Genomic DNA, 14,253 nt, shown 5'->3' on the forward strand with positions numbered 1-14,253 from the left:
GGCCGCTGATACTGTGTGTGGCAATCCTGGCTTTTGATCTGCAGGCTCAAACGGAGGGTGAGGGGGCGTCACTGAGCGCTGGAACCTGGGCAGGCGAATACGATCTTGCCGGTATTGACGATGTGCCGGTTACCCTTACCCTGAATGCCGGTGATGATGGACTGGAAGGCAATATTGAATTTGCGGGATCGAAAAGTTACGACGCGAACGTGGTTGTTGATGACTCAGGTTTGGTTAGCGTGACGTTTGGTAGAGGCGGCGACCGGCACCAATGCGAGTTACGCTTTGTGGGTGGTGAGCGGATGCGAGGGGATTGTGTGTCGGCTGGGTCAGACAAAGCCACCCTGAACCTGACAAGGGTAGAGGGAGGGAGTGTCTTGCCGGATAAGCCTGTGGCGGTGAGCGCTGGCATTGAGTCGAAGGATGGCGAATCGCCGTCAGGCACAGAGGCGGAGACGGCGCAAACGAGCCCGTAATACGGATAACAAAGAGAGGGCGCAGGTGCTATTCAGCAGTATCAGGGCAGGGGCGTCAGCGGTTGGCCGGCGCCCCTGTTTTTTGATCATACTTATTTGGGGGAAACCGCTTCCCCGCCTTCCAATGTCATAAGCAGCTCTTTACTGAACACCTGCAGTTTGTCCAGCTCGCCATTGCGTACCAGCTGTGGCCAGTCCGCATTGGCGATCAGCGCACGGCCAACCGCAATCAGGTCAAACTCCTGATTTTCCATACGGTCGTAGAGCTGGTTCAGGCTGTTGTCGGGTTTGGCATCTTCGAAGCCGTTATCTTCCACCAGAAAATCCCGGTCAAGGCCAACGCTGCCGACGGCGATTGCCGGCTTGCCGGTGAGTTTTTGGGTCCAGCCGGCCAGGTTCAGTGGGCTGCCGTCAAATTCCGGTTCCCAGAAGCGGCGCACGGAGCAGTGGAAAATATCGACCCCGACATCCACCAGCGGTGCCAGGAATTCCCCCAGTTGCTCCGGCGTCTCTACCAGCTTCGCACCGTACTCCTGCTGTTTGAATTGCGAGTAGCGGAAAATAATGGGGTACTCCTCTCCAACCGCTGCACGCACCGCCTTGATCAGCTCAATGGCAAAACGGGAGCGTTGCTGCAGGTCACCACCATAGCCGTCCTTACGGGTGTTGGTCTTGTCCCAGAAAAACTGGTCGATCAGGTAGCCGTGGGCGCCGTGGATCTCGATGGCGTCCATGCCGATGGCTTTGGCGTCGGCGGCGGCACGGGCGAAGGCGGCGATGACGTCATCAATGTCCTGTTGAGTCATGGTATGACCACTGACCACGCCAGGCATATTGATGCCCGAAGGTCCGTGGCCGGGAGTCGCTCCGCCGGGCTCCACGCCAGCTTCACGCACAGCGCCCACGTGCCAGAGCTGTGGGGCAATCTTGCCACCTTCGGCGTGGACGGCTTCAACCACCTTGCGCCATCCGGCCAGGGCTTCGTCGCCGTAGAAGTTGGGCACATGGGGGAAGCCGTGAGCGGCAATATGATCCACGCAGGTCCCTTCGGTAATAATCAGGCCCACACCACCGGCAGCCCGGCGGCGGTAGTATTCAACCACACGCTCATTGGGGACGTTGCCGGGACTGGCGCTGCGGGTCATGGGGGCCATCACTATGCGATTGGGCAGGTCCAGTTTTTCGGAATGGAAGGGCTGAAAGAGAACTTCTGCGGATGACATGCGCATCTCCTGTGGTGTCGCTCATCAATAGATCAAATCAAGTGGTGTTGGGGCGGGCTCAGAGACCTTCTACCAGAAACGCCCGGTGGCGAGCTGCCTGCAAGCGTTTGGGCAGAGCCTTCTGGTAGTCCTCGCTGAAGTACCACTGGCGGGCCTCTTCCATGGTGGGAAATTCCAGCATGATCACACCATCAGGCGCTTCGCCCTCCAGCGCCTGAACTTCGCCGTAGACCACTTTTGGTGCGGGTTTTACCGCAGTTGTCATCTGCCGGGTGAGGGTCTGGTACTCCTTCATGGACTCAGGGTCGCGCAGCGGTTCTTCGCGAGTAACGATGATGTAGGCGGGCATTGGTATTTCCCTCTTTTTATAGTTTTCTGGTTGGTGTCTGGCGGGGATGGCCCCGGTTTGATTGCCTGGCGGGAATTTTAGGAAATGCTCCTGTCCGGGGACAAGCATGAAGTATTTAGCCCCCTAAGTATCCCGGTCGCAGGCTGGAGTGGGTAAGGCACGCTGCCTTTACTTCCTCAGGGCTTGAAGTAGCGGTCAAGCTCGTTATGCAGCTCTCCCATTATCCTGCCAAGGGCCTGCTGATCCTCTTCGGACAGGTTGCGGAAGCAGCGTACGAAGGCCGCCTGGGTATTGATGCCGCGGTCCACGGCGTTGACGATGTCGCTGCCTGCATGGGTCAGCTCAAGTACGAACGCGCGGCGATCGCTGCGGCTGGGGAGGCGTTGCAGAAAACCTCGTTCTGTGAGCTTGCGTATACGGGTTGAAAGTACCGCATTAGAGACGTTGAGGCGCTGTGCCAGGTCGGTGGCGCGCTGTTCGGTGGCGCCTTCGGACTGCAGTACCCCCAACAGGTGGAAGTCGGCGATGCTGATGTCGTGTTGGCGACAGATTCTCTCGAGGTCGGTGGTCAGCAGATGCCCAACCTTGAAGGTGTGCCAGATCGCGGGGAAATAACTGACATCAAAGTTGTGCTCGGCATAGTAGGCAGTGGCAGCCTGTTGCTGATCAACGGGTTTCCTGGGCATGGGTGGAACCTGAATCCGGGCCATTACTGGCTGGCGGGCACCACCTGGTGGGAAATGCCCGACAGCGTTTGCCCCATGATACTGAACTCCCGCTCGCTCTCCAAAGCGCTTTATCACGCTCCGGCCAGAGGCTGGAGCACACATGGAGAGGAAACTTCACGCTTGTGACAAACAGGCAAGTTTCCGGGCTGACTCAGATGATTTGCAGCAAATCAGTCTGCAGTTTCTGAAATTGTTTGGTCTTCTCCATGCTTTCACACCAGTGTGCAAAGTAATTGCGTAAGTCGTTGCTGTTACCAGTGCCGGCTATGCTGCTTTTCAGTGAGAGGTAGCCATATTGGCCGTGAAAATGTCCGATGGTGTTGAGCATGAAATTCTTGGCTTGCTCAAACTCTGCAGCACTGCGCTGTAAGGGCAGTGCTGTCAACTGCTCCGCGTAGCTATTGCTGTCGTTCTTTGGTGGACTTTCTGTGGAGCCGGGGGCGGCAGTGATGTAGCCGCTGTCTTGCAGCTGCACGAGCAGTTCCGCAGCGGATGCTCCCCCCAGGGTCTGGGCAAGCTGCGTTGAATCAATGGTTCCGTTGCAGAGGATAAGTGCGCGGCGTTGTTTTGGGGTCAGTTGTCCCGAAGGGCGAGCGATCTCTTCGCGGCCCTTATCCGTTTTCAAATAGGTAGTCATGCCTGATCCAATCTTTATTGTTGTTTTGAAATCCAGGGCTGCTGAGCTTCAGCATGCGACCCTGAAAAATTATCAGGGGTGCCAGGCGAATTCAAACGCCATGAGCGATTTGGCGCCTATACTTTAGTCGGGTGGGACAGCCACAAGGGTTGATGGTGTTGCTGGCTGGCCACCTGAGTCATCCCCAAAACGCCCAATCTTTCGCTGTCATAGTCACAGTCTTCCAGATCGGTAGTTGTAATTGATTATGCGCTCAGCTCACGGTGTCTATACTGACCTCTGTGCAGTGGTTGGATAATCCTCCTGCACATTTCCGTTACTACTAAATAACGACGGCCAAGGAGAGTAACTATGTCTGAAGGTAAATGCCCGGTAATGCATGGCGCCAACACCGAATCGGGATCATCCGTGATGGAGTGGTGGCCCAGGGCGCTGAACCTCGACATCCTGCATCAGCACGATCGTAAAACTGATCCCATGGGTGAATCGTTTAACTACCGGGAAGCGGTGAAAACGCTGGACTTCGCGGCGCTGAAAAAGGACCTGCTGGCGTTGATGACTGACAGTCAGGAGTGGTGGCCCGCAGACTGGGGGCACTATGGTGGCCTGATGATCCGCATGACCTGGCACGCGGCGGGTACCTACCGTGTGGCAGACGGGCGTGGTGGTGCCGGCACGGGCAACCAGCGTTTTGCTCCCCTCAACTCCTGGCCCGATAACGGCAACCTGGATAAAGCCCGCCGTCTGTTGTGGCCCATCAAAAAGAAGTACGGCAACAAGCTGAGCTGGGCTGACCTGATCGCCTACGCCGGTACCATGGCCTATGAGTCCATGGGCCTGAAAACCTTCGGTTTTGGTTTCGGCCGGGAAGACATCTGGCACCCGGAAAAAGACATCTACTGGGGCTCTGAGAAAGAGTGGCTGGCGCCCACCGGCAGTGAAGGTACCCGTTACTCAGGCGAGCGCGACCTGCAAAACCCGCTGGCGGCGGTCATGATGGGTCTTATCTATGTGAATCCTGAAGGTGTGGATGGCAAGCCCGACCCGCTCAAAACCGCCCACGACGTGCGTGTGACTTTCGAACGCATGGCCATGAACGACGAGGAGACTGTAGCCTTGACAGCTGGTGGTCATACCGTTGGTAAGGCCCACGGTAACGGCGACGCCGACCTGCTGGGCCCGGCCCCGGAAGGTGGTGAGCTGGAGGACCAGGGTTTCGGCTGGCTCAACAAAACCAAGCGGGGAATCGGTGGCGATGCAGTTACCAGTGGGCTTGAGGGCGCCTGGACCACCAACCCGACGCAGTGGGATAACGGCTACTTCGAACTGCTGCTGAACCACGAGTGGGAGCTGAAAAAGAGTCCGGCAGGCGCCTGGCAGTGGGAGCCGGTGGATATGAAAGACGAGCTCAAGCCCGTCGACGCGGAAGACCTGACCACGCGCCGTAACCCGATCATGACCGATGCCGACATGGCCATGAAAATGGATCCGGAGTATCGCAGGATTTCCGAGCGCTTTTATAAGGATCCAGCCTATTTCTCTGAGGTGTTTGCCCGCGCCTGGTTCAAGTTGACCCACCGCGATATGGGACCCAAGGTGCGCTACATCGGCCCTGATGTGCCTGGCGAAGACCTGATCTGGCAAGACCCGGTGGTGGCTGGTAATACGGGTTACGATGTACAGAACGTAAAAGACAAAATCGCGGCCAGTGGCCTCAGCGTCAGTGACATGGTCGCCACCGCATGGGACAGTGCCCGGACCTACCGGGATTCTGACAAACGCGGCGGCGCCAACGGTGCCCGTATTCGTCTGGCACCGCTGAAGGATTGGGAAGGTAATGAACCTGAGCGTCTGGCGCGGGTGCTGCCAGTACTGGAAGGCATCGCTGCTGGTAGCGGCGCCAGTGTGGCGGACGTGATTGTGCTGGCCGGCAACGTCGGTGTGGAGCAGGCTGCCAAGGCTGCAGGTGTCAGCGTGTCGGTTCCATTCTCGCCCGGTCGCGGCGATGCCAGCGATGATATGACCGACGCTGTATCCTTTGCCGTGCTTGAGCCGCTTCACGATGCCTATCGCAACTGGCTGAAGGGCAGCTATGTGGTCACTGCTGAAGAGCTGATGCTGGACCAGACCCAATTGCTGGGACTGACTGCCCATGAGATGACCGTATTGGTGGGTGGCATGCGGGTTCTGGGCACCAACCATGGTGGTAGCAAGCACGGTGTGTTCACCGATAATGTCGGTGCCCTCAGCAATGACTTTTTCGTTAACCTCACCGACATGAGTTACACCTGGAAGCCTGCCGGGGAGAACCTCTACGAAATCCGTGATCGCAAGACCGATCAGGTCAAGTGGACTGCGACCCGTGCGGACCTGGTATTTGGCTCTAACTCGATTCTGCGTGCCTACGCGGAAGTTTATGCCCAGGATGACAACAAGGAGAAGTTTGTACATGACTTTGTTGCGGCCTGGACCAAGGTGATGAATTCGGATCGCTTCGATCTGGCCTGATGAACGCCATAGCCATCGTCTGGTGGCTATGGCGTCGGATAAATCCCACTACCGTCATCGCGAGCGGAGCGTGGCGATCCATGTGTGGCTCGGGTTATCCAGTGTGGTGCCAGACATGGGTTGCTTCGTGGCTTAAGGCCCCTACTTTTGGCGCTGAAAAACGCTCCTCGCAACGACGGGGTAGGGGTGGAGATCAGCCCAACGATCTCCAGCCGGCTGAAGCTGAACACCATTGTCATCGCGAGCGAAGCGTGGCGATCCAGGTCTGGCACGGGTTGGCCGATGTGGTGCCGGACATGGGTTGCTTCGTGGCTTAAGGCCCCTACTTTTGGCGCTGAAAAACGCTCCTCGCAACGACGGGGTAAGGATTGTTGTCCCGGTGGTCACATTTTTGGCGCCAGGGCGGTATTGTCAGGCGGTTAAAACAACTAGAATCATTGCCCATAACTATTGGCGTAATCGGCCGGATAGCCGCACCTGTGGACGGTAGCCGGGTTTGGCCAGCGGAGAGTAATCGGGCGTGAAGCAAAAGGGTAAGTTAACCTCGTGGGATGACGACAGAGGTTTTGGTTTTATTGAGCCATCGTTGGGCGGGGACAAGGTGTTCCTGCATATCAAAGCATTCCGTGGCCAGGGGGCACGGCCACAGGTGGGACAGCTATTGGTGTTTGAGTCCGCTAAGGACAAGCAAGGCAGGTTGCAGGCAACCGTAGCCGTGCCATCGGTGTTACTGGCGTCAGACTCGCGCAGTCAGGGGAAAGGTCAAAGTAAGCAGGTGCCGAAGGTGCCCTCCCGAACGTCTGGGCATAAAGGTCGTAAGAAGGGGACTTCGCATACAAGTGCGTTTGCGATTGTGCTTCTGTTCCTGGGGGGTGTCATGGCTGCGGTGGCACTGGATAAAATCCCGTTGTGGATTTTGGTGGTGTATCTGCTCCTGTCGATCGTAACCTGGTTTATCTATGCCGACGACAAGGCTGCGGCAAAAGCTAATCGCTGGCGCACACCGGAAGATCTCCTGCATGTGTGGTCACTGGCAGGTGGTTGGCCGGGTGCGTTGTTGGCGCGAAGAATCTTGCGGCACAAGTCCCGCAAACAGCCATTCCGAACCGTCTTCTGGGTCACAGTACTACTGAACTGCGCCGCGTTTGGCTGGACGCTTACCGATCAGGGTCAGCGTTTTATGGGCCAGTGGATGGAGTGGGTACCTAAGGAGCGCAATTACATTCGCTGGTCACAACCGGATTGACACTACTCCCGGTTCAAGTGGCCCGGGAGTAGTCTTTTGCTTCAACTCTTGGCTTCCGGCACTGGTGATACCAGTTCAGTTGCCGGCTTCAGGGCGGGTTTTGACAACAAGCCCTGATGAACCGCCAACGCCAACAGTACCATCGCACTGCCTATCAACAGCGTCCAGGAGGCGCTTTCCCCCAGAAATATCACCCCGATGCAGATGGCCAGTACCGGCGTAATCAATGGTACCAGTGCCACCGTGTCCACGGACATGTGCTGCAGGATGTAGTAATAGGCCGCAAAGCCAACCAGCGACGCGATCAGTGCCAAATAGAGCAGTGACCCCAATGAGGTGGCGGTAAACGTCAGCGGTTCGATGCCAGTGCCATAGACCCAGAACAGCGCCAGGCCCGGCAAGGAAAAAGCCATGGCCCCCAGCGACTGCTCGAACGGTGTCACTGTGATGGTGGCATTGAGCTTTTTGACCCACAGGGCACTGCCGGAAAACAGCACATTAGAGAGCAGCATCAGGCCGAAGCCAAACAGGGCCCCCTCGGAGGCAATCAGTACATTGTCCTGCAGGATAACCACCAGGCCCACTACCGCCATGCCTATCGCCAGCAATTTACGCGGCTGTAACAGGTCCTCACCCAGGATGGGTCTGGCCAGTACGGCGGTAAAAAACGGCGTCAGGCCAAACATCAGCGAGATCAATCCCGAGGGCAGGTACTGTGCCGCCTGGTACACCAACACCATATTGGGAAAGATGCTGATGGAGGCGGCGAAATAGAGTTTCCAGTTGCGACGCAACGCCAGGCTGGTGAAGCCACAAACGGTGGACACCACGCAGCCCACCGCGAGGGCCAGCGCCATACGCAGGGTTAATCCGGCAACCGGAGCCAGTGTTTCGCTGCCAAGCTTGATGGCAAGTGGGGTGGTGGCCCAGATCATAATGACCACCAGGTAGGCCAAACGCACCAACATGTGAAAATCCTCAGGTTGATCCAAAGTCGAGGAATTTATCGGCGCCCTGAAACGAAAAAGGCCGCAGATAAATGTCTGCGGCCTTTGGAAAATTCAGTGTAATAACTCAGTATTTTCCGGCCGCACAGGAGACAAACCAGCGCTTGGCACACAGGCGCAGGTCGTGAATCATGTTGGCGGCGAATACCGGGTTCATAGCTTTTAGTCAGTCTTTCTGGATTGCTGAAAAATAAAAACGCCACAGGTTTCTGCGGCGGAAGCGACACTATAGGGGATCAGCTTTGTTGGCGGCAAGCACTAATTCAGGAAATTGGTGCTGCGGGGAATTATGCGTCAGTGGTGAGGCTCAATCGTCATCATCATCGTCGTCATCTTCATCCAGTACCCGGGTGATGCGGCGATAAATTTCTACCCGGTCACCGTCCTGAAGGGAGGCAGAAAGGGGAGTCACCTTACCGTATACGCCCACCTTGTTTTGCCCGAGGTCGATCTCGGGAAATTTTTCCAGCAGGCCGCTGCACTGAATTACCTGCTCAATGGTGGCGTCATTCTCGGCTTCCAGTTCGACCCAGGACTGATGCAGGGGACCGGCGTAGGCAACACTGACTTTCACGTTTTGCTCTCCTTGTCAGATTAGAGGGTGGGTACAACCAGCTGTTCGGTATTGCCGGACTTGAGACGGCGATCCACCACGCGCTTGAAGGCGATCAGTAAACCCAGGGCGATAAAGGCGCCGGGTGGCAGTACCGACAGCAGGATGCCGGAGTAGTTGGGGATAACTGTAATTTCCAGCCAGGCGAAGGAGTCACCCAGCAGCAGTGATGCGTGGGAAAAGAGAGTGCCGCTGCCGAGGATCTCGCGCATACCGCCGATCACGATCAGTACCCAGGTAAAGCCCAGCCCCATGGCTAATGCGTCGGCGGCGGCCAGGCGTACACCGTTTTTGGCGGCAAAGCTTTCGGCCCGTCCGAGGATGGCGCAGTTGGTCACGATAAGGGCGATAAACAGCCCCAGCACTTTATAGAGCGGGTGCAGCAGTGCATTGATGGCCATATCCACCAGTGTCACCACCGTGGCAATCAGCACGATCAATACCGGGATGCGCACTTGGGGTGTAATGATGCCGCGAATCGACGAAATGATGACGTTGGTCAACAGCAGTACCACCATGGAGGCCAATCCCATACCGAGTCCGTTGGTGGCGGTGGTGGTCACTGCAAGCAGCGGGCAGAGGGCCAGCATTTGTCCCATGGCGACGTTGTTGTTCCAGAGGCCATCGCCAAATATCTGTCGGTAACTCTGACTCATGGGTTTACTCCTTGCTGATGCTCCACTGCAGTGGGTGCGGCAGTTGCCGGTGCAGCTGCAGGAGGCTGTTGCTGTTCCTGCTCCCGGGGTGGTTGGCTGGCCAGCTGTTGTTGCTGCCATTCAGCCATAACTTCCAGCGCGCGGTGAACACCGTTGACCATGGCCCGCGGGGTAATGGTGGCGCCGGTAAACTGATCGAATTCACCGCCATCCTTCTTTACTGCCCACTGCGAGGGGCTAAGGGATTGCAGCGAGTGACCGTTAAAGCGGGTGATCCAGTCGCTCTTGTCCAGCTCGATACCGTCAGCCAGACCGGGGGTCTCCTTGTGGGAGATCACCCGCACACCGGTGATGTTGCCCTGTTTGTCGGCCGCAATAATAAATTGAATGTTGTCACCCCAACCGCCGACACTGCTCTGCAGCACCACGGCACTCAGCTGTCCGGCCAGCATGGCGGGTGCGATTTCCACCGGTTTGGTGAAGCCATTGATGTTGTCCAGCACTTCGATCTCGCGAAGTGGGGCATTGTCGTAAAGCGCGGCGGGTAATACCTGACCGAGCAGGAATTGCTTGTCGGCTTCCAGGTGATCACTGATGATCTCCTCGCTCTCCATATTGCCGATGAGCAGCAACATACTCACCAAACAGCAGATACCAGCCAGCAGGCCGGCGTGATAGCTGACACGTTGGCGGTAACTGGGACTTGCTACTGTTGCCATCTCAAAACCCTTTTGCCTTCAGAATTCAGGGACGCAATTCACTTGATGCGTCGTGTAGTGTTGCGCACCTTCAGCGCCTTGCCTGCCACGTTGCGGCCATAGGCTCGCGGTTTGCAGTAGCGATCCAGCAGCGGCGTGAGGGCATTCATAAACAGAACGGCGAAACCCACGCCTTCGGGGAATCCGCCCCAGCTGCGGATGGCAAACACCAGCACCCCGCAGCAGGCGCCAAACCAGAGGCGGCCGCTGTTGGAGGAGGGTGAAGTGACGTAATCGGTGGCGATGAAAAACGCACCGAGCAAGGTGCCGCCGCTGAGCAGGTGTACCATGGGTCCGGCGTAGCGGCCGGGATCAACCGCGTTAAAAAAGGCCGACACCAGCAACAGTGACAGCAGCATGGCCACAGGGATGTGCCAGCTGATAATCCTCAGCGCCAGCAGCCAGATACCGCCGGCCAGGATCAGCAGGGCAGAGGTCTCGCCGAGGCTGCCGGCAGTGAAGCCGAGGCCGGCATCGAGCCAGAAGAAGTGGGCGTCGGTAATGCTGGTGACGGTGGCGTCACCGCTGTAGGCGGTTTTCAACTCACCGAGGATGGTGGCTCCCGTGGTGCCATCCGGCATTGGCATTCCCTGGAAGATAATGCCCAGTGAGGTGATGAAGTCCGGCGTGTGCTGGCCGGCCAAGGGCCAGGTGGTCATCTGGACCGGGAAGGAGACCAGCAGCGCGATCCGGGCCAGCATGGCGGGGTTGAAGATATTCTGGCCAATACCGCCGTAGAGGTGTTTGCCCACGGCAATCGCGAAAAACGAACCACCGACCCCGATCCACCAGGGGGCCCAGGGCGGCAGGGAGAGTGCCAGCAGCCAGCCGGTCAGCAGGGCGGAGAGGTCTACGGAGTGGTGCAAAGGCTTGCGACGCAGCCACAGGCAGAGCACTTCAGTGGCAACCGCACTGACGCAGGTGAGTAGCCACAACATGGCCGCGGGCCAGCCGAATTGCCACAGGCCGAAAAGGGTGGCGGGTGTCAGTGCCAGGCAAACCTGCAGCATGATGCGCTCCACCGAGGAGCGGTCGTGGGTGTGGGGGGCGACCATGGTAAGTGGCGCGGAGCTGGTATCCTGGGTCATGACTCTTTCTCCGCGGTGTCGCTGGTGGTCGCTGGTTCGGGAGTGCTGGCCGCCTCGGCTTTAGGTGCTTTGGCACGTTTCTTCTTTGCGGCCTTGGCGGCGCGTTTGGCTTCCGCCTCCCGCTCAACCCGCTCACTGCGCCGCGCTGTCAGCTGCTGGGTGTAGGCGAGCTTGTGCTCTGCCACGCGTCGCTGTTTCATCTCGCCCTTGGCGTATTCGAAGTAGTTCACCAGCGGAATGCGGGATGGGCAGACGTAGGAACAGGAGCCACAGAGGATGCAGTCCCGCAGGCCATAGCTGCTGGCTTCCTCAAAGTTATCTGCCTTGGCGTGCTTGGCCATTTCCAGGGGCACCAGGCCCATGGGGCAGACCTGCACACAGCGACTGCAGCGAATACAGTTGGAGGGGGTTTTGTCGTTTACTTCTTTCTGCGTCAGCGCCAGCACCCCGGAGGTGCCTTTCATCACCGGCACCGTGGCGGCTGGCAGTTGCTGGCCCATCATGGGACCGCCCATAACCAGTCGTGCCGGTTGGCTGCTGATACCACCACAGTGGTCGATAAGGTGCTGGATGGGTGTGCCGAACAGGGCCTCCACATTGCGGGCCTCGTTGAGGCTGCCACCGGCGAGGGTCAGTACCCGGGAGATGAGGGGTTTACCATAGCGCAGGGTCTGCTGGATGGCGTAGGCGGTGGCGACGTTGTGCACCAGCACACCCAGGTCATTACTGCGGCCACCGGCGGGTACTTCCAGCCCGGTAATCGCCTTGATCAGCTGCTTGGCGGAGCCCATGGGGTAGAGGGCGGGTACCACTTCCACCCGTACCTTGCCATAGGGTGCGGCTGCCTCGCGCATGGCGGCGATGGCTTCCGGTTTGTTGTCTTCAATACCGATAACGGTTTCGTAGGCTTCGATGATGTGCTGGATCAGGCGGGCGCCTTCCACCACCTCGGCGGCGCGCTCGCGCATCAGCTGGTCGTCGGTGGTGAGGTAGGGCTCGCATTCACCGCCATTAATGATCAGGGTTTTGATCTCAAAGCGGCGTCCCTGACGTAACTTGATGGCGGAGGGGAAAATAGCGCCACCCAGTCCAACAATACCGGCCCTTTCCACTTCGCTGGCAAGCTCTTCGGGGGAGCGCTGAAAGGGATCAGACTCATCCGGCAGCTCCATCCAGCGGTCCTCTCCGTCACTTTCCAGCACGATGGCTGCGGAGTTGAGGCCGGATGGGTGCGGGGCAATGATCTCTTCGACGCCGATAATGGTGCCGGAGGTGGGGGCGTGCAGGTTGGCGGAGAGGCCTTCACCGGTTATGGCCAGCTGCTGGCCCTTGAGGACCTTGTCGCCGGGCTTCACCAGTGGCAGGGCCATGGCGCCTGCCTGCTGGAACAGGGGCAGGTAGAGACGCTTTGGCAGCGGCAGATCGGTGACAATGGGTTTACCCGCCGAATCCTCTTTATGGGACTCGGGGTGTACACCGCCGCGAATGCGTGAAAATCCAAACATAGCGTTACACCAGTTGTGGCTTGGGCCAGTGCCAGGAGTTGAGGTCCACGGCTTCCGGGCTCAGGGAGATACAGTCTTCAGGGCAGGCATCCAGACACTTCGAGCAGCCGGTACAGGCGCGGTTGATGACGGCGTGAATCTGTTTGGTGGCACCGACGATGGCGTCAGTCGGGCATACCTTGTAACAGCGGGTACAGCCGGTGCAGAGACTCTCGTCGATGCGCGCCAGCATGGGGGCGGCAGTGGCGCCAATGCTGTTAATGTCGATACCCAGCAGGTCGGCCAGGGATTCCACCAGTGAGCGCCCCCCGGGCGGGCAGCAGGTCACGTCGGCCTCGCCGCTGGCAATGGCCTCGGCGGCTGGCCTGCAACCGGGGAACCCGCACTGCCCGCACTGACTGCCGGGCAGCATGGCTTCGATTTCATCGCTGACGGAATTCTCTTCACCGACGCTGATCAGCTTGGCGGCGTAGCCGAGCAGCCCGCCGAGGCTGAATCCAAGAGCAGTGAGAACCAGAGTGGCTGTGAACATTACGCTACCTCGTCGTTCGGTTTTACAGCATGCCGCTGAAGCCCATGAATACCAGTGACAGCAGTCCGGCTGTCACCAGCCCCACCGGGGTGCCGGCGAAGGTCTCTGGCACATCGGCAATGGCCAGACGCTCGCGGATCCCGGCAAAAATGATCATCACCAGGGTGAAACCGATGGCACAGCCGAGGCCGTAGACCAGGCTCTGGGCCAGGTCGTGTTTTTCCCGGACGTTAAGCAGGGCGACACCCAGAACGGCACAGTTGGTGGTAATCAGAGGAAGGAAGATGCCCAGGGAGCGATGCAGCACCGGGCTCAGTTTGCGCATCACCAGCTCCGTAAACTGCACAATGGCGGCGATGATAAGAATAAAGCAGAGGATGCGCAGGAATTCGATGTTCAGGGGCACCAGTACCCAGGTCTCAATCAACCAGCCACTGAAGGCGGACAGGGTCAGTACAAAGGCGGTAGCGATGCCCATGCCGACGGCAGAGCTCAATTTGTTGGAGACCCCCATCAGGGGACAGAGTCCCAGAAATTTCGCCAGCACGATGTTGTTTACCAACACGGTGCTGCCTAACAACATGACATATTCCATAACCGCTTCCGTCGTGTTTTCGGGTATGTACCCGGGGTGCCTGGGCGGGATTGCTGCTGGCAAAATTTCCCGCTGACGCGTTTGTAACAAAGCGCGTTCTCACGAAAGGGCAGGTGCATTTAGCATGCCATTGGATTGTTTGCGACAAGGTTTGATCCAGATCAAATACCGGAGCTCACCAGTCAGCGCATCCGAATGGCAAAGGGTGCAGAATTGTCGTGTTTGCTACAAAACGGCTTCGGGGAGAAAAATTGCCCTTGTCTGACATGCGACAAAATTGTCTGACAATGGCGGTTTTCTGATAGGAATGGGGGGATTTTGTAGCTGGCGCA

The 14,253-nt window shown here is 58.1% G+C and carries 15 protein-coding genes; 3 read left to right on the plus strand and 12 right to left on the minus strand.

Translation table 11 applies throughout. The features are described 5' to 3' along the window. The first annotated feature begins 17 nt into the window (after positions 1-17). Positions 18-476: a hypothetical protein gene (locus GSF27_RS02675; RefSeq protein ID WP_160965447.1), complete on the plus strand. Its 459-nt coding sequence runs from the start codon at positions 18-20 to the stop codon at positions 474-476. 92 nt (positions 477-568) lie between these two features. Here GSF27_RS02675 and GSF27_RS02680 read toward each other — a convergent pair whose 3' ends face one another. The 4 genes from GSF27_RS02680 to GSF27_RS02695 all read right to left on the minus strand — a co-directional run bounded on the left by GSF27_RS02680 (position 569) and on the right by GSF27_RS02695 (position 3,413). After that, positions 569-1,699 carry an NADH:flavin oxidoreductase gene (locus GSF27_RS02680; protein WP_160965449.1) on the minus strand — a complete coding sequence of 377 codons (1,131 nt, stop codon included), beginning with the start codon at positions 1,697-1,699 and terminating at the stop codon, positions 569-571. 58 nt (positions 1,700-1,757) lie between these two features. After that, positions 1,758-2,048, minus strand: a complete 291-nt coding sequence (locus GSF27_RS02685) for a DUF1330 domain-containing protein (protein WP_160965451.1) — start codon at positions 2,046-2,048, stop codon at positions 1,758-1,760. Between the two features lie 176 nt (positions 2,049-2,224). Next, positions 2,225-2,734 carry a MarR family winged helix-turn-helix transcriptional regulator gene (locus GSF27_RS02690; protein WP_160965453.1) on the minus strand — a complete coding sequence of 170 codons (510 nt, stop codon included), beginning with the start codon at positions 2,732-2,734 and terminating at the stop codon, positions 2,225-2,227. 193 nt (positions 2,735-2,927) lie between these two features. Then, positions 2,928-3,413, minus strand: a complete 486-nt coding sequence (locus GSF27_RS02695; protein WP_160965455.1) for a hypothetical protein — start codon at positions 3,411-3,413, stop codon at positions 2,928-2,930. Positions 3,414-3,764: 351 nt separating this feature from the next. Between GSF27_RS02695 and katG the strand changes: the two genes are divergently transcribed. Both katG and GSF27_RS18060 read left to right on the plus strand, forming a co-directional pair. Further along, positions 3,765-5,921, plus strand: coding sequence for a catalase/peroxidase HPI (gene katG / locus GSF27_RS02700; protein WP_160965457.1), 2,157 nt, complete (start codon positions 3,765-3,767; stop codon positions 5,919-5,921). Between the two features lie 520 nt (positions 5,922-6,441). Further along, entirely contained in the window at positions 6,442-7,167 is a 726-nt protein-coding gene (locus GSF27_RS18060; protein WP_160965459.1) for a DUF1294 domain-containing protein, read from the plus strand. Positions 7,168-7,208: 41 nt separating this feature from the next. Here the strand turns inward: GSF27_RS18060 and GSF27_RS02710 are convergent, their stop codons facing one another. The 8 genes from GSF27_RS02710 to rsxA all read right to left on the minus strand — a co-directional run bounded on the left by GSF27_RS02710 (position 7,209) and on the right by rsxA (position 13,921). After that, on the minus strand, positions 7,209-8,135 hold the full coding sequence (locus tag GSF27_RS02710; RefSeq protein ID WP_160965461.1) for a DMT family transporter: 927 nt from the start codon (positions 8,133-8,135) through the stop codon (positions 7,209-7,211). 346 nt (positions 8,136-8,481) lie between these two features. Next, positions 8,482-8,748, minus strand: a complete 267-nt coding sequence (locus tag GSF27_RS02715) for an RnfH family protein (RefSeq protein ID WP_160965463.1) — start codon at positions 8,746-8,748, stop codon at positions 8,482-8,484. A 20-nt stretch (positions 8,749-8,768) separates the two neighbouring features. Next, positions 8,769-9,443, minus strand: a complete 675-nt coding sequence (locus tag GSF27_RS02720; protein WP_160965465.1) for an electron transport complex subunit E — start codon at positions 9,441-9,443, stop codon at positions 8,769-8,771. Then, complete coding sequence (locus tag GSF27_RS02725; RefSeq protein WP_160965467.1) at positions 9,440-10,162, minus strand: RnfABCDGE type electron transport complex subunit G; 723 nt, start codon at positions 10,160-10,162, stop codon at positions 9,440-9,442. Before GSF27_RS02725 ends, GSF27_RS02720 begins: the two co-directional genes overlap by 4 nt. A gap of 38 nt (positions 10,163-10,200) precedes the next feature. Continuing rightward, positions 10,201-11,289: an RnfABCDGE type electron transport complex subunit D gene (locus tag GSF27_RS02730; RefSeq protein WP_160965469.1), complete on the minus strand. Its 1,089-nt coding sequence runs from the start codon at positions 11,287-11,289 to the stop codon at positions 10,201-10,203. Next, positions 11,286-12,794: an electron transport complex subunit RsxC gene (gene rsxC / locus GSF27_RS02735; RefSeq protein ID WP_160965471.1), complete on the minus strand. Its 1,509-nt coding sequence runs from the start codon at positions 12,792-12,794 to the stop codon at positions 11,286-11,288. Before rsxC ends, GSF27_RS02730 begins: the two co-directional genes overlap by 4 nt. A gap of 4 nt (positions 12,795-12,798) precedes the next feature. Further along, positions 12,799-13,326, minus strand: a complete 528-nt coding sequence (locus GSF27_RS02740; RefSeq protein WP_160965473.1) for an RnfABCDGE type electron transport complex subunit B — start codon at positions 13,324-13,326, stop codon at positions 12,799-12,801. 22 nt (positions 13,327-13,348) lie between these two features. Further along, entirely contained in the window at positions 13,349-13,921 is a 573-nt protein-coding gene (gene rsxA, locus GSF27_RS02745) for an electron transport complex subunit RsxA (protein ID WP_202410242.1), read from the minus strand. Between the last annotated feature and the right edge of the window lie 332 nt (positions 13,922-14,253).

Source organism: Pseudomaricurvus sp. HS19 (assembly GCF_009857815.1).
Lineage (GTDB): Bacteria > Pseudomonadota > Gammaproteobacteria > Pseudomonadales > Cellvibrionaceae > Pseudomaricurvus.